Origin of the sequence: Rhodococcus sp. BUPNP1, assembly GCF_002215235.1 — a bacterium.
GTDB lineage: Bacteria > Actinomycetota > Actinomycetes > Mycobacteriales > Mycobacteriaceae > Rhodococcus.
The window spans coordinates 154,409-169,910 of the sequence record NZ_NERM01000003.1 but is presented as its reverse complement, the minus strand read 5'-3'; the positions used below and the strand labels follow the sequence as shown (position 1 = coordinate 169,910).

Genomic DNA, 15,502 nt, shown 5'->3' with positions numbered 1-15,502 from the left:
CTCAGTTGAGCCCGGCGTACGAGTGCAGGCCCGAGACGACCATGTTGATGATGAACAGGTTGAACAGCATCGCGACGAAACCGGCGACGTTGATCCAGGCCGCGCGGGTGTTGCGCCAACCGGAGGTCGCACGGGCGTGCAGGTAGGCGGCGTAGACGACCCACGTGATGAACGAGACCGTCTCCTTCGGGTCCCAGCCCCAGAAGCGTCCCCAGGCCGCCTCGGCCCAGATGGCACCGAGGATGATGCCGGCACCGAACAGCGGGAAACCGATGATCGTGGTGCGGTAGGCGAGACGGTCGAGGGTCTGGGCGTCGGGCAGACGCTCGGCGAGCGCCGCGAACACACCGCTGCGCTCCTCACCCTTCGGGAAACGGATGCGCAGAAGGAACAGCAGGCTCGCGACACCCGAGACGAGGAAGATGCCGCTGCCGACGCTGATGATCGTCACGTGGATCGGCAGCCAGAACGAGCGCAGCGCGGGAACCACCGGAGCGGCGTCGGCGTAGAGCACGGTCGCCGCGAGGAACATGAGGATCAGGACGGGAACCAGCAGGTACACCCACATGGTCCGGTAGGCCGGCTTGCGCAGGACGATCAGGCCGAAGATCACGGCGGCGGTGCACGCCATCGCGACGAACTCGTACATGTTGCCGAGCGGGAAGCGCTCGGTGGCCAGGCCGCGGAGCACGATCGAGGCGACCTGCAGTCCGGCGACCACGACGACCAGCGCGCGGCCCATGTTGCCGAGACGCTGCGACAGGGCGCGCTTCGGCGCCTCCTCGACGCGACCCGGGCCGGCGGTGCGTTCGACGGTGTCGGAGGCCGGTCGCCGGCCTGCCGCGACGAGTTCGCGTTCCCGCTCGGCCACGACGTCGGCGCGGTGGGTCGCGTATTCGGCGACGAGCAATACCAGCGCCAGCACGAGCACCGCGAACGCCGATTCGAAGGCCCAGTCGCTGTACCGCGCCAGGGTGTCGTTCTGTGTCATCAGTTCTTCTTCTCCTGTGCCGCCGGGGCGGAGGGTGCATCGTCACCGAGGAGTCGCTCGACCAGTCGGTCGAACTCGTCTCCCCATCCGGCCTGATCGGTCCGTGCGAGACCACCGAGTTCTACTACGGTTCGTCGTTCACCGTCGTTCACTGTACCGCTCGGGTACGCGCGCGCCCACACTCTGCGTCGTTTGACCAGCAGCGACACGAGCAGACCGGCCATCATCGCGATCGCCGCGACGAGCACCCACTGCTGCGCCGGGTCGTGCGAGACCTGCAGGTTGACGAAGTCGGTGGCCTTGTCGAACCGAACCTCGGTGCCGTCGGCGAGTGTCACGCTCTCCCCCGGACGCAGGTTCACGCGGTCCTGCTTCACGAGGCGGCCCTGGTTGATCAGTTCCTTGTTGAGCGAGAACAGCGACTGCGGGCTGCCGGTGTCGAGACCGGAGTCGCCCTTGTAGACGTCGATCGCGACGGCGGGGTCCATCATCGCCGGGAAGATCGACGTGAGCAGCGTGCCGTGGAAGGACGCCGTCGGCGCGAACAGTCCCTCGAGCGCGATCTGATTCTTCCGGCGCTCGTCGGCGTCGGGGTACATGCCGCCGGGCGGGTCGAAACGCATGGCGCCGCTGCTGAGGAAGGTCGTCGCGTCGTCGGGCGCCCACTGCATCGTCTCGGTGCGGGTCTCGCCGTTCGGCCAGGTGACGGTGAAGGTCGGGGCGTAACCGTGACCCTGCAGGTACACGCGGTCGCTGCCGACCCGCAGCGGATGGTTGACCTTCAGCTGCGCGTCGCGCCAGGTGTTCGTGACGAGGTCGTCGCCGTACTGGTACTCGATGTCGGAGGTGAACATCTCGGCCTGGCCGTTGTCGAGATAGTCGGCGGCGAAGGTGTTCACCCGCACGCACATGGGGTTCAGGCCGGTGCCGTCGAGCGTGCTGCCGGCGCGGAACGAGTCGAAGGAGGCGGGCGAGGTGGTGCAGAACTCCTCGCCGTTCGCGACGAGGATGCGCTGCCCCTCGTAGCCGAAGAGCTTGCCGGCGGCGACGGCGACGAGCAGCCCGACGAGGGAGATGTGGAAGACCAGGTTGCCGGCCTCGCGCAGATAGCCCTTCTCGGCGGACAGGGTCATCTCGCCGTCACGTCCGCGGGCACCGCCCTCGCGGCGCACGACCTTCCAGCCGCGCAGTTCTGCCTGGATCCGGTCGAGGGCGTCGGCGGGGTTGTCGGCCACGGTCGTCTGCGTGTGGTGCGGTAGGCGCTGCAGGTTGCGCGGCGCGGCGACCGGCGGGGTGCGCAGGGCGTGGAAGTGCTCGACGCACCGCGGCAGGATGCAGCCGACCAGCGAGACGAACAGCAGCACGTAGACGGCGGTGAACCAGAAGCTGCCGAAGACGTCGAACAGCTCGAACCGGTCCATGATCGGTCCGAGCGTCGGGCGGGCCGCGATGTACTCGTCGACCTTCTGGGTGTTGAGGCTGCGCTGCGGCAGGAGTGCGCCCGGGATCGCGGCGAGCGCGAGCAGGAACAGCAGGACCAGCGCGGTCCGCATCGACGTCAGGCCGCGCCAGGTGTTCCGCACGAAGGCCGTGGCACGTCCGAGCGCGCCCTGTCGCGGCGGAGGCGACGGTTGCGGTGCGGGGGTCGGGGTGTGTGTCGCGGTCATACGGGCAGAGTCACTTCCGAGATGAACGAGTCACGGACCCAGGACACGAACAGGTCCCACGCGCCGGTGACGAGAGCGATGCCGACGGCCATGAGCATCAGGCCGCCGACGATTTGCACGGTCCGCGCGTGGGTGCGCAGCCAGCCCACCCCGCGCAGCGCCCGCGCCGAGCCGAGCGCGAGCACGACGAACGGCAACCCGAGGCCGAGGCAGTAGGCGACGATCAGCGTCACCCCGCGTGCCGCGGTGGTGCCCTCGGTGCCCGCCGCCAGCGAGATGACGCCGGCGAGGGTGGGGCCGAGGCACGGGGTCCACCCGAGCGCGAAGACCGCGCCGAGCAGCGGGGCGCCCGCGAGGTTCGAGATCCGCCGGGGCGCCGGGCGCGTGTCGCGCTGCAGGGCCGGGATGAGGCCGATGAAGACCAGGCCCATCACGATGGTGACGACACCGCCCACACGCATGAGCAGTTCGCGGTTGACGGCCAGCGCGGAGATCGCCCCGAACACCGAGGCGGTCGCGAGGACGAACACCACGGTGAATCCGAGGACGAACAGCCCGGCGGCACCCGCCACCCGGAGGCGGCCGTCGCTGCGGACGGTCGTGGTGCGGGCACCGGCCTGCTCGGCGGTGACGGCGGGAGCCTCGGCTCCCACCACCCCGGCGAGATAGGACAGATAGCCGGGAACGAGCGGCACGACGCACGGCGACGCGAAGGAGACGAGACCGGCGAGCAGGCACGCGCCCATCGCCAGCAGCAGCGGACCCGACAGGGCCGCGTTCTGGAAGGTCTCCCCGACACCCGACGCAAGGATCACTGTTACTGCTCCGAATCCGGTTCCGCCGCGACCCGCTCGACGACCGGTTGCAGGTCCTCGGTGAGCAGTTCGGTCAGGTAGACCGCGGCCACGCGGTGCTCGCGGTCGAGGACGACCGTCGTCGGCACGACCGAGGTCGGGTAGTTCCGTCCGAGGGCGAGCAGCGAACGCATCGGCGGGTCGTAGATCGACGGGTAGCCGATCTGCTGGTCGGTGACGAAGTCCTGGGCCTTGTCGCGCTGGTTGTCGCGGACGTTGATGCCGAGGAACTGCACGCCGAGATCCTTGGTGGCCTCGTAGACCTCCTCGAGATCGTCGGCCTCGCTGCGGCAGGGCGCGCACCACTGGCCCCACACATTGAGCACGACGACCTGGCCCTCGTAGTCGTCGAGAGAGATGGTCTCCCCCTCGTTCATGAGGTCCTCGCCGGTGAGCTCACCGAGGGTGCCGCGTTCGGCCGGGGGATCGTAGAAGATGCGGGTCTGCCCGCCGGGCGAGACGAAGTCGAACGTTCCCCCGGTGGCGACGGCGTCGTCCCCGGTGGCGCAGGAGGTGAGCAGGACGGCACCGCAGATCGCGGCGACCGTCGCCCGGAACACCTTTCTCATGCGCCGTGGACGTTCGGGTCGGAGGCGCCGGCCGGCTCGGAGTAGACCAGGTCGACGAGGGTGTCGCCCTCGTAGACCAGGGAGGTCAGCGAGGCGAGGCTGCACTGGCGGCGACGCGGGTCGTGCCACAGGCGCTCGCCCTCGAGGAAGCGGCGCAGCGTCCACACCGGGAGCTGGTGGCTCACGCACACCGCTTCGCGTCCCGCCGCAGCCACGCGGGCCGCGTTGACGGCGGCGAGCATGCGGTGGGCGATCTGCAGGTAGGGCTCGCCCCAGGAGGGAGTGAACGGATCGCGCAGCTTCCACCAGTGGCGCGGCTTGCTGAGCGCGCCGTCGCCGACCGAGACCTTCAGGCCCTCGAAGTCGTTGGCCGCCTCGATGAGGTTCTCGTCGGTGCGGATCTGCAGGCCGTGCTTCTCCGCGATCGGGGTGGCGGTCTGCTGGGCCCGTTCGAGCGGGGACGCGACCACGTGCGCGATGTCGTGGTCGGCGAGCGACGCCGCGACCGCTCGTGCCTGGGCCTCGCCGGTCACCGACAGCCGGAAGCCGGGCAGGCGGCCGTAGAGGATTCCGGAGGGGTTGTGGACCTCTCCGTGGCGGAGCACGTGCACGATCGTGCGGGTCTCGGACGGGGCGGCGTCGGTCACGTCGATGTTCCTCGAGGGGTGTGGGAGGGGCGGGTTCGTGTGAGCAGGCAGGAGAGCGGCGCTACGGCGCGGTCGCCGCGGCGGCCGCGCGAGCGGCATGCGGCAGCGCGTCGGCGATCCGCGAGAACGCGTCGTCGTCGAGTGCGGACGAGACGAACCATGTCTCGAAAGCGCTGGGGGGCGCGTAGACGCCGCGCTCGAGCAGCGCGTGGAAGAAGGCCGGGAAGCGCCAGGTCTGCGCAGCCTTGGCCTGCTCGTAGTTCGTCACCGGCTCGTCGGTGAAGAAGACGCTCAACAGCGTGCCGGCGTTCTGGACGTGGTGCGGCACCCCTTCGGCGGCGAGCGCCTCTTCGAGCAGACGACCGAGAGTCTCGGCGTTGCGGTCCAGGGCGGCGTAGACCTCGGCGTCGGCGGCACGCAGGCTCGCGAGGCCGGCGGCGACGGCGACGGGATTACCGGACAGGGTGCCGGCCTGGTAGACCGGCCCGCTCGGAGCGAGATGGGCCATGACGTCGGCGCGACCACCGAAGGCCGCGGCGGGCAGACCACCGCTCATGACCTTGCCGAAGGTCATCAGGTCGCCGGAGACGCCGTCGATGCCGTGCCAGCCGGTCGGGCTCGCGCGGAAGCCGGTCATCACCTCGTCCATGATCAGCAGCACACCGTGCTCACGGGTGAGCTCGCGCAGGCCCTCGTTGAAGCCGGGCACCGGCGGGACGGTGCCCATGTTGCCGGCGGCGGCCTCGGTGATGACCGCGGCGATCTCACCGGGGTTCGCTTCGAAGGCGGCACGCACGGCGGCGAGGTCGTTGTAGGGGACGACGACGGTGTCGCCCGCCTGGGCGCCCGTGACGCCGGGCGAGGTGGGCAGACCGAAGGTGGCGAGGCCGGAACCGGCGTCGGCGAGCAGCGCATCGACGTGACCGTGATAACAGCCCGCAAACTTCACGATCTTCGACCGACCGGTGAATCCGCGCGCGAGACGGACAGCGCTCATCGTCGCCTCGGTGCCGGAGTTGACGAGCCGGACCTGCTCGACGGGCGCGATGCGGGCGACGATCTCCTCGGCGAGTTCGACCTCACCCTCGGTGGGGGCACCGAACGACAGACCCGCCACGGCGGTGGATCGGACGGCCTCGACGACCGCCGGATGCGCGTGCCCGAGAATCATCGGACCCCAGGAACACACCAGGTCGACGTAGGTTTTTCCGTCGACGTCGGTGAGCAGCGGACCCGATCCCGATGCGAAGAAGGGAGGATTGCCGCCGACCGATCCGAACGCGCGGACCGGAGAGTTGACGCCCCCCGGTGTCACCTTCGATGCCCGGTGGAAGAGTGCAGCGGATCGAGTGTCGTGGGTGGACGAAGCATCGGGGGTCGCAGTCACGACTTCCAGTGTCCGTAGTTTCGCGGGATTTGCCAAAAACAGCGGTCCTCAAACCTCATGTGTTTTTTCTCCCTTACCAGGAAAAAGGGACACCGTGAGTGACGTGTCGCACCTATCGTCTGAGGCATGCCGACGACAGCCGAACACCTGCGCATCGCACTCGACGGTGCGTGGCACGAAGCCCGCGAACGCGCCCGCAAGGATCTCGCGCACGAGAAGTTCGCGCCGCACTACACCCCCGAGACCGACAAGGCCCGCGCCATCACGCTCGAGCAGATGCGCATCCTCGCCGAGCACGGCTACGCCGCGGCAGGTTTCTCCGTCGAGTCCGGCGGCACGGGCGACGCGGGCGGTGCGGTCGCATCCATCGAGATGCTCGCGATGTCCGACCTGTCGCTGATGGTCAAGGCCGGCGTGCAGTGGGGACTGTTCGGCGGTGCCGTCGAGAACCTCGGCACCGAGCGGCACCACGAGAAATACGTCAAGCGGCTCATCGATCTCGACGTGCTCGGTTGCTTCGCGATGACCGAGACGGGGCACGGCAGCGACGTGCAGTCGCTCGAGACCACGGCGACCTACGATCCGGACACCCAGGAGTTCGTGATCCACTCCCCCACCCCGTCGTCCCGCAAGGACTACATCGGTGGCGCGGCGCAGCACGCCCGGTTCGCGTCGGTCTTCGCGCAGCTCGTCACGCAGGGTGAGACCCACGGCGTGCACTGTTTCGTCGTCCCGATCCGCGACGAGGACGGCAACGACCTGCCGGGCGTGACGACCTCCGACTGCGGTTACAAGGGCGGCCTGCCGGGTGTCGACAACGGCCGCATCGTCTTCGACCAGGTCCGCATCCCCCGGGAGAACCTGCTCAACAAGTACGCCGACGTCGAACCGGACGGCACCTACGTCTCGGACATCGACAACCCGAGCCGGCGGTTCTTCACGATGCTCGGCACGCTCGTCCGCGGTCGCATCACCGTCGGCGGCTCGGCGGGTGCGGCGGCGCGGGTCGCGCTGAGCATCGCCACCCGCTACGCCGAGAAGCGCCGCCAGTTCGACGCCCCCGGACGCGACGGTGAGGTGCCGATCATGGACTATCTCGTCCACCAGCGTCGCCTGCTCCCGCTGATCGCCCGCTCGTACGCGCTCGGCTTCGCCCAGAACGAGCTGCTCACGACGATGCACCGGCTGCAGTCGACGTCGCTGCAGGAACTCGACGCGCAGGAACAGCGCGAACTCGAGGGTCGCGCGGCGGGCCTCAAGGTCGCCAACACCTGGCACGCGTCGCGGGCGATCCAGGAGTGCCGCGAGGCGTGCGGTGGTGCCGGTTACATGGCCGAGAACCGGCTGACGGCGCTGCGCGCGGACGTCGACGTGTTCACCACCTTCGAGGGCGACAACCACGTCCTGACCCAGCTGGTCGCGAAGGAACTGCTCACCGCCTACGCCGACGAGGTGCAGGGCATGAGCCCGGTGGAGTGGATGCGCTTCGCCGCGACCACCATCTCCGACATCGTCAAGAAGCGCACCGCGGCGCAGCAGATCATCCAGACGATCGTCGACACCCGCCAGGACAACGAGGAGGACGGCAGCCTCTTCAACCGCGGCACCCAGGTAACGATGTTCGAGGACCGCGAGCAGTACCTGCTGTCCACCGCGGCCCGGCGCCTGCAGGCCGCGATGAAGCGCGAGGACAACCCGTTCGACGCCTTCAACTTCGTGCAGGACCACGTGCTGCACGCCGCCCGCGCCCACATCGACCGCGTCGTGCTCGAGGCGTTCGTCGCCGCGATCGAGGACTGCAAGGACGAGACCGCCGGCGACCTGCTGTCTGAGCTGTGCGATCTCTACGCGCTGACGATCATCGACGAGGACAAGGCGTGGTTCATGGAGCACCGCCTGCTGTCGGTCGAACGTGCCAAGGCCGTCACGCGCGGGATCAACGAGCGGTGCCGCAGCCTGCGTCCGCACGCGCTGACGCTCGTGGACGGGCTGGGTGTGCCCGACTACCTGCTCGGCTCGGCCATGCTCGACCGTGAGGGAGCGGTCGTCCCGCCTCAGGAAGTCGCGGTCTGACCCGGGTCGCCGACGAGCTCACCGAGCCGTGCTCGCAGCTCGTCGGCGTCCTTCGCCCACGCCCGCACGAACGTCCCTCCGGTGAGCCGTAGTCCGACGGGCTTGCGGCCGCGCGGCACGTCGGCCAGTTCGCCGAGGCTCCGGGCGGTCTCCCAGCGTTCCGGATCGCGCCGGTCCTCCGGTGGCGGCGGCAGCACCGCCTCGATCTCGGCGACCGGTAGTTCCTCGGTGCCCTGCCGAAGGGTCGTGGAGGTGAGCTCGACACTGACGTGCCGACGGGCCGCCACGACCATCACGTAGGAGAAACCGGCGAGCACGATCGCGATGATCGGCAGTGCCGCCCAGTGCACGACGGGACCGGTGAGCAGTTCGACGACCAGGGCCACGACGCAGAACAGCGGACCGATGGCGACCGTGCGCCATCGCGCCCCGGGTTCGTGGAACAGCGGCCCGGTCGCGTCGGTGCCCATCGGGTCGGGGGTCGTCGGGTCGGTCAAGCGGCGAACGCGCCGGGGATCACCAGCAGCACGGTGGTCACCAGGCCGAGGAGGGCGATGAGAGCGATCAACACCAGTTCGCGACGGCGCCCATAGGGCCGCGGTTCCACCTGCATGACGTCCTTTTCGCTCGACGGAAAGGGCCGTGCGGCCCACATGGTGAGCCCACCGTACTCTTCCGTCGCGCCCGACGAAACCGAGTGGTACGTCTATTCTTCCGGCAGTCGCAGGAAGAACCGGTTGGCATCCCGCCGGTGCATCAGCACGATCGCTCCGACGGTCGCGACGGCTTGCAGAATGCCCACCACACCGAGTATCCAGCCCGCGCCGCCCTCCCCGACGCCCACACCGAAGACGGTGGGCAGGGTCGACAGCGACATGAACACCCCGAGCAGGGTGAGCAGCATCCGGGCCCAGTTCTTGGCCTTCAACAGCTGCCTGACCACCAGATACAGCAGTCCGACGATCACCAGGCCGATGCCGGCGGTCAGCGCGACCAGCACCGGAACCGCCGATTCGAGCTGCTCCGTCGTGACCCCCTCGACGGCCTGATCGGTGGCCATCGTCGTCATCAGATCGAGCAGTTCGTCGCGTCGACCGAGCAGATCGGCGAGACTTGCCGCCAAACTCACTACGGCGAGAGCGAGTACCCCGCACCACAATTGGTAGGCCGTCGTGACGTCTCCGGGAACGGGACGATTCGCCGCGGGACCGGGCCCGACAGGAGGTGCGGGGAAGCTCATGACAGGCGACCCGCGACCTCGGCGGCCCAGTAGGTGAGGACGACGTCCGCGCCGGCCCGCCGGATGCCGACCAGCGATTCGAGGATCGCCGCGTCGCGATCGATCCAGCCCTTCTGCGCCGCCGCGGTGATCATCGAGTACTCCCCCGAGATCTGGTAGGCGGCCACCGGGACGGGCGATCGGTCGGCGACCTCGCGCAGCACGTCGAGGTACGACATCGCCGGCTTGACCATCACCATGTCGGCGCCCTCGGCGAGGTCGAGGTCCACCTCGTGCAGCGACTCGCGACGGTTCGCCGGATCCTGCTGGTAGGTGCGGCGATCGCCCTCGAGGGACGAGCCGACGGCGTCGCGGAAGGGACCGTAGAACGCCGAGGCGTACTTCGCGGAGTAGGCGAGCTGACCGACCTCGGTGTGCCCGGCCTCGTCGAGCGCCGACCGGATGAAGCCGATCTGACCGTCCATCATGCCGCTCGGGCCGAGCAGATGCGCTCCGGCCTCGGCCTGCGCGACGGCCATCTCGGTATAGCGCTCCAGGGTGGCGTCGTTGTCGACGACACCGGTGTCGGTGAGCACACCGCAGTGGCCGTGATCGGTGAACTCGTCGAGGCAGGTGTCGGCCATGATCACCGTGGAGTCGCCGAGTTCGCTGCGCAGCGACCGCAGCGCGCGGTTGAGCACACCGTCGGGATCGCTCGCCGCGGAACCGCGGGCGTCCTTGTCCTCGGGGCGCGGCACGCCGAAGAGCATCAGGCCGCCGACACCGACGGACACGGCCTCGGCCGCGGCCTTGCGGAGCGAATCGGCGGTGTGCTGGTACACACCGGGCATCGACGCGATCTCGCGCGGCTCGTCGAGACCGTCGGCCACGAACATCGGCAGCACGAGGTGGCGGGGTTCGAGGGAGGTCTCTGCCACGAGTCGTCGGATGGCAGGTGTGCTGCGCAGCCGGCGGGGACGGATGTCGGGAAACATGGGGAGAACACCTTCCATACGGGCCGTGCGCGGCCCCGGTAGTGGCGACTACCGGAACCGCGCACGGATCATCGGATCACGAGAGATCAGCGGCGGGCGCGGGACTTCTTCCGCGGCGGGGGCAGCGCGCCCTCGGCGCGGAGCCGGGCCGCGTGCTCGGCGAGCGCGTCGACCAGGGGCCCGATCTGCGCGGTCTCGGGCTGCACGTCCACCCGCAGGCCGAACTCGATCGCCGTCTCGGCCGTCTTCGGGCCGATGCACGCGACGATCGTGCGGGCGTGCGGCTTGCCGGCGATACCCACGAGATTGCGGACCGTCGACGACGACGTGAAGCACACCGCGTCGAAACCACCGGTCTTGATCATCTCGCGGGTCGCGGCCGGCGGCGGAGCGGCACGCACGGTGCGGTAGGCGGTGACGTCGTCGATCTCCCAGCCGCGCTCGCGCAGGCCCTCGGCGAGGGTTTCGGTCGCGATGTCGGCGCGCGGCAGCAGCACCCGGTTGACCGGGTCGAAGACGTCGTCGTACGGGGCGAACTCGGCGAGCAGGCCGAGGCTGGACTGTTCGCCGCTGGGCACGAGCTCGGGGATGATGCCGAACGAGCGCACCTTCGCGGCGGTGGCCTCACCGACGCACGCGATCTTGACGCCGGAGAACGCCCGCGCGTCGAGACCGAACGCCTCGAACTTCTCCCACACCGCACGCACCGCATTGGTGGAGGTGAAGACCACCCACTGGTAGCGGCCGTCGACCAGGCCCTTGACCGCGCGTTCCATCTGCGCGGGACTGCGCGGCGGCTCGACCGCGATGGTCGGCACCTCCATCGGGATGGCGCCGTGCGTGACGAGCCGCTCGCTCATCTCGCCGGCCTGATCCTTGGTGCGGGGCACGAGCACGGTCCAGCCGTACAGCGCGCGCGACTCCCACCACGACATCTTGTTGCGATGCGAGACGACCTTGCCGACGGTGACGACGAGCGGCCCGACGAGCTCGGAACCCGCATCGTTCAGGGTCGCGAGGGTGGCCTCGACGGTGCGCTGCTGGCGGGTGGTGCCGCGCACGGTGATCGCGGCGGGGGTCTGCGGCGCGAGACCGTGCTCGACCAGCGCGCTGGCGGTCTCGGCGAGGTGACCGGAGGTCGCGTGGAGGACGAGGGGGCCGGGGGCTGCGGCGAGCGCGGCCCAGTCGACCTCTCCGCGCACGTCGACCTCGGTGTGGCACGAGCCGAGCGCCATGCCGGCGTAGCTCGGCACCGACGACCCGGCGGGCAGGCCCGGCAGGACCTCGAAGACCACCTGGGTGCGGGCGACGGCGTTGACCTCGGCGATCACCGAGTCGGTGGTGAGGGGGTCGCCGGCGACGAGGCGCACCACGTCGCGTCCGGCCTTCGCCTCGGCGACGAGCGTCTTGGCGACCTCGGCGGGCTCGCCGAGCGCGGGGCGGACCTCGGCGACGGGCTCACCGGTCTCCGGGTCGGTGCCGTGATCGACACCGACGAGGGCCACGACACCCTTGTCGACATCGGGGTCGGTGAAGGCGATCGTGGCGCCCGCCAGCACGTCACGCGCGCGCACGGTGAGCAGCGCAGGATCGCCCGGACCCGATCCCACGAACAGGATGCGCCCGGGGTTGTGCTTACGGACTCGGCTCATCGGTCATTCTCCAGTGCGGTCAAATCAGCGGTAAGGGCAAATCGGGTGACGGTGACGGCTGGGTCAATCATCGGCAGGTCTCGTCTCGGGGACGACCCCGTGCTCGACCATGAGCTCGCGCGCACCGAGCTCGAGCAGTTCGCGGGCGACACGACGACCGAGTTCCTCGGCCTTCTCCGGCGCCCCCACCGCGCTCGCTCGCAGCACATCCGATCCGTCCATGGCGGCGGCGCATCCACGCACCGACAGTTCCTCGATCACCCGGCCGTCGTCGTCGAGCGACTCGACGACGTCGGCGATCGCCCCCACCGGTGCGGTGCATCCGGCTTCGAGTTCGGCGAGCAGCGAGCGCTCCGCGACGACGGCGGCGCGGCTCGGCGCGTGGTCGAGTCCGGCGAGCAGCTCGATCATCTCGGGATCGTCCGACCGGCACTCGACGGCGAGTGCACCCTGCGACGGTGCGGGCAGCATCTGCACCGGTTCGAGGGACTCGGTGACGCGGTCCAGGCGTCCGATGCGCGACAGTCCGGCACGCGCGATGACGATCGCGTCGAGTTCGCCGGAGTCGACCTTGCCGATGCGGGTGTCGATGTTGCCGCGCAGCGGTTCGATCTGCAGTCCCAGGCCGAGCGCGGCGAGTTGTGCCCGCCGGCGCGGCGCCGAGGTACCGACCTTCGAGCCGGGCGGCAGCTCGCCGAGGACGAGTCCGTCGCGGGCGACGAGCGCGTCACGCGGATCCTCCCGCTCGGGGACGGCCGCGACGACCAGACGCGGATCCTGGAAGGTCGGCAGGTCCTTGTAGGAGTGCACGGCGACGTCGACCTCACCGGCGAGCAGCGCCTCGCGCAGCTCGGCGGTGAACACGCCGACGCCGATGCGCTGCACCGGGCCGGGCGTCACGTCGCCCTTCGTGGTGATGACGACGAGCTCTGCCGGGCGACCCGCGGCGATGAGTGCGTCGCGCACGGTACCGGCCTGGGTCGTGGCGAGCACGCTGCCGCGGGTACCGATCCGCAGAGGACGATCCTGCCGAGCAACATCGTCGCGGGAAACCGATGCGGCTTCGGTGCTCATGCGGTGCCGTCCTTTCGTGAGGCCTGGAGTTCGGTGGTGACAGCGGGGTCCAGCGCGGCGGACAGATCCCCCGAGAGGGTGGGATCGGTCAGCGAGCTCAGATCCTTGGTGGGTGTCGCGACCGCCTCGACCGAGCCCGGGCGCAGCTCGAACAGCTCGCGCAGGGCCTCGGCGTACTGGTCGCCTCCCGGCGTCGACGCGAGCTGCTTGACGCGCACCGTCGGGGCGTGGAGGAGCTTGTCGACGACCCGGCGCACGGTGCGGGCGACCTCGCCGCGCTGGCCGTCGTCGAGATCGGGCAGTCGCGATTCGAGGCGCATCAGTTCGCCCTCGACCACCTCGGCGGCGCGCTGACGCAGTGCCGTCACGGTGGGGGTGACCTCGGCGAGTCGCTGCGCGGTGAGGTACTGCGACAGCTCGGCGGCGACGATCTTGCGGGCGGCCTCCGCGTCGGTCGCGGCGGCACCGGCCGACGGGTCGCGTTGCAGCGACTCCATGTCGAAGACCTGCACGCCCGGCAGACCGGCCACGGCGGTGTCGACGTCGCGGGGCAGACCGAGATCGCAGATCGCGAGGGGGCGTTCGCCGCGGCCGGGCTGCGCGAGTGCGCGGTGCGCGTCGGCGAGGGTGACGACGGCGCCCACCGCTCCGGTGCAGGTGACGGCGACGTCGGCGCGGCTCAGCGCGGTCGCGAGATCGTCGAATCCGACGACCTCGGCGTCGACACCGGCGGCCCGTGCGGTCTCGGCGAGTCGCTCGGCACGGTCGCGGGTGCGGTTGGCGACGACGATCGAGCCGACCTCGGCGCGGACGAGATGCGCGACCGCGAGGCCGCCCATGGCGCCGGCGCCGATCACCGCGGCGGTGCGACCCTTCAGGTCGCCTCCGAGGAAGTTCGCGGCCTTCTCGAGCGCGACCGACACGACGGACGCACCGGCGGCGTCGATGCCGGTCTCCGAGTGCACCCGCTTGCCGACGCGCAGCGCCTGCTGCGCGAGTTCGTGCAGGGTGCGGCCCGCGGCCTGCTGGGCGTCGGCGGCGGCGTAGGCGGTGCGGATCTGGCCGAGGATCTGCTGCTCCCCCACGACCATCGAGTCGAGCCCGCTGGCGACGGAGAAGAGGTGTTCGGCAGCGGCCTCGCTGTACCGGACGTAGGCGTGCTTGTGCAGTTCGGTGACGGGCAGACCCGAGTGCTCGGCGAGCAGTTCGCTGACCGCGGCGAGCGCGCCGTGGAAGGCGTCGACCACCGCGTAGATCTCCACCCGGTTGCAGGTGGAGACGATCATCGCTTCGGAGATCTTGTCCGACGCCAGCATCTTGTCGGTGAGCTTGGGACGGTCGGTGTCCGTGACCGCCACCTTCTCGAGCACCGGGACCGGTGCGCTCCTATGCGATATCCCGACGAGGAGAACACTCACGGTGCGATCACCGATCCGTTTCTGGTCGCGGCCGAGCCCATCGGACCCGCCTTTCCTGTTGTGGTACGCCGTGCAGAGCTCCGGGTGGACACCCGCGGGATGCCGGCGGGGCGTACGTCGCCGGCTGCAGGACGAACGTCAGCGGTCGCGGCGCGGGGGGTCTCCCCGTTGCGCGTGCTGTTGAACGAGAGAACCTGCATCTCGACGGACAGATCGACGCGTCGGATCTCGACGTGGTCGGGGACATCGAGTTCGACGGGAGCGAAGCTCAGGATGCTGCGCACTCCTGCGAGCACGAGCCGATCGCACACCTGCTGCGCTGCCTCGTCGGGGGTGGCGACGACACCGATGGTCGCGCCGAGTTCACGGGCTCCGTTCTCGAGATCGTCGACGTGACGCACGACGAGATCGCCCACACGTGTGCCCACCACGTCGGGATCGGAATCGAAGAGTCCGGCCATCGTGAATCCGCGGCGGTCGAAGCCCGGATACCGGGCGAGGGCGCGGCCGAGGCTGCCCACTCCGACGAGCACGACACGATGGCCCCGGTCGAGTCCGAGAGCTGCTTCGATGCGGGACTGGAGGCGCAGGACGTCGTAGCCGACGCCGCGCACTCCGTTGGGTCCGAGGAAGGACAGATCCTTGCGCAGTTTGGCCGAACCGACGCCGGCCGCGGCCGCGAGTTCCTCACTGGAGACGATGAGGGTGCCCGCTTCGGCGAACGCACCGAGGACCCGGAGGTAAGTGGCGAGACGCGTCACAGTAGCCTGTGGGATATCGCGGACCGGAGGGGTGGGAGTGGCACCCTCGCCGGACTCGGCGGTGCCGCGAGCGTCCTCGCCCTGCGGTGGGTGCAACTGCGTCACGGTACGTGGCTCCTCGTCCGGCCGGTGGATACACGCCTGGCCTCACGGTGATCCGGGAATTCGTTCACACCACGGTAACCGCTTGTGAAG

General features: G+C 69.9%; 14 protein-coding genes. 1 reads left to right on the top strand and 13 read right to left on the bottom strand.

Going from position 1 to position 15,502, the window contains the following annotated elements; genetic code table 11:
* Nucleotide 1 precedes the first annotated feature (1 nt).
* The 6 genes from ccsB to hemL form a co-directional block, all read right to left on the bottom strand.
* Nucleotides 2-991, bottom strand: coding sequence for a c-type cytochrome biogenesis protein CcsB (ccsB, locus tag B9C99_RS04330; protein WP_088897073.1), 990 nt, complete (start codon nt 989-991; stop codon nt 2-4).
* Nucleotides 991-2,658 carry a cytochrome c biogenesis protein ResB gene (locus B9C99_RS04325; protein ID WP_016696084.1) on the bottom strand — a complete coding sequence of 556 codons (1,668 nt, stop codon included), beginning with the start codon at nt 2,656-2,658 and terminating at the stop codon, nt 991-993. The genes ccsB and B9C99_RS04325 overlap by 1 nt, the downstream gene beginning before the upstream one ends.
* Nucleotides 2,655-3,473 carry a cytochrome c biogenesis CcdA family protein gene (locus tag B9C99_RS04320; protein WP_016696083.1) on the bottom strand — a complete coding sequence of 273 codons (819 nt, stop codon included), beginning with the start codon at nt 3,471-3,473 and terminating at the stop codon, nt 2,655-2,657. Before B9C99_RS04320 ends, B9C99_RS04325 begins: the two co-directional genes overlap by 4 nt.
* A 2-nt stretch (nt 3,474-3,475) precedes the next feature.
* A complete protein-coding gene (locus tag B9C99_RS04315; protein WP_016696082.1) occupies nt 3,476-4,081 on the bottom strand; it encodes a TlpA disulfide reductase family protein in 606 nt (201 codons plus the stop codon).
* Nucleotides 4,078-4,728: a histidine phosphatase family protein gene (locus B9C99_RS04310; RefSeq protein WP_016696081.1), complete on the bottom strand. Its 651-nt coding sequence runs from the start codon at nt 4,726-4,728 to the stop codon at nt 4,078-4,080. The genes B9C99_RS04315 and B9C99_RS04310 overlap by 4 nt, the downstream gene beginning before the upstream one ends.
* A 61-nt stretch (nt 4,729-4,789) precedes the next feature.
* The gene (gene hemL, locus B9C99_RS04305; protein WP_026061881.1) at nt 4,790-6,115 is read right to left on the bottom strand and encodes a glutamate-1-semialdehyde 2,1-aminomutase; all 1,326 of its coding nucleotides are present in this window, start codon (nt 6,113-6,115) and stop codon (nt 4,790-4,792) included.
* A 126-nt stretch (nt 6,116-6,241) separates the two neighbouring features.
* On the opposite strand from hemL, the gene B9C99_RS04300 reads away from it, so the two are divergent.
* Nucleotides 6,242-8,188 carry an acyl-CoA dehydrogenase gene (locus B9C99_RS04300; protein ID WP_088897072.1) on the top strand — a complete coding sequence of 649 codons (1,947 nt, stop codon included), beginning with the start codon at nt 6,242-6,244 and terminating at the stop codon, nt 8,186-8,188.
* Here the strand turns inward: B9C99_RS04300 and B9C99_RS04295 are convergent.
* The 7 genes from B9C99_RS04295 to B9C99_RS04265 form a co-directional block, all read right to left on the bottom strand.
* Nucleotides 8,170-8,658: a hypothetical protein gene (locus B9C99_RS04295; RefSeq protein ID WP_088897071.1), complete on the bottom strand. Its 489-nt coding sequence runs from the start codon at nt 8,656-8,658 to the stop codon at nt 8,170-8,172. The two genes, B9C99_RS04300 and B9C99_RS04295, sit on opposite strands and share 19 nt — an antisense overlap.
* A 236-nt stretch (nt 8,659-8,894) precedes the next feature.
* Nucleotides 8,895-9,428, bottom strand: coding sequence for a hypothetical protein (locus tag B9C99_RS04290; RefSeq protein ID WP_232622175.1), 534 nt, complete (start codon nt 9,426-9,428; stop codon nt 8,895-8,897).
* The gene (gene hemB / locus B9C99_RS04285; RefSeq protein WP_088897070.1) at nt 9,425-10,402 is read right to left on the bottom strand and encodes a porphobilinogen synthase; all 978 of its coding nucleotides are present in this window, start codon (nt 10,400-10,402) and stop codon (nt 9,425-9,427) included. Before hemB ends, B9C99_RS04290 begins: the two co-directional genes overlap by 4 nt.
* Nucleotides 10,403-10,488: 86 nt before the next feature.
* Nucleotides 10,489-12,054: a bifunctional uroporphyrinogen-III C-methyltransferase/uroporphyrinogen-III synthase gene (locus B9C99_RS04280; protein ID WP_016693742.1), complete on the bottom strand. Its 1,566-nt coding sequence runs from the start codon at nt 12,052-12,054 to the stop codon at nt 10,489-10,491.
* 63 nt (nt 12,055-12,117) lie between these two features.
* Complete coding sequence (hemC, locus tag B9C99_RS04275) at nt 12,118-13,128, bottom strand: hydroxymethylbilane synthase (protein WP_016693741.1); 1,011 nt, start codon at nt 13,126-13,128, stop codon at nt 12,118-12,120.
* Entirely contained in the window at nt 13,125-14,546 is a 1,422-nt protein-coding gene (locus tag B9C99_RS04270) for a glutamyl-tRNA reductase (RefSeq protein WP_026061480.1), read from the bottom strand. Before B9C99_RS04270 ends, hemC begins: the two co-directional genes overlap by 4 nt.
* Nucleotides 14,543-15,412: a redox-sensing transcriptional repressor Rex gene (locus B9C99_RS04265; protein WP_026061479.1), complete on the bottom strand. Its 870-nt coding sequence runs from the start codon at nt 15,410-15,412 to the stop codon at nt 14,543-14,545. Before B9C99_RS04265 ends, B9C99_RS04270 begins: the two co-directional genes overlap by 4 nt.
* Nucleotides 15,413-15,502 lie beyond the last annotated feature (90 nt).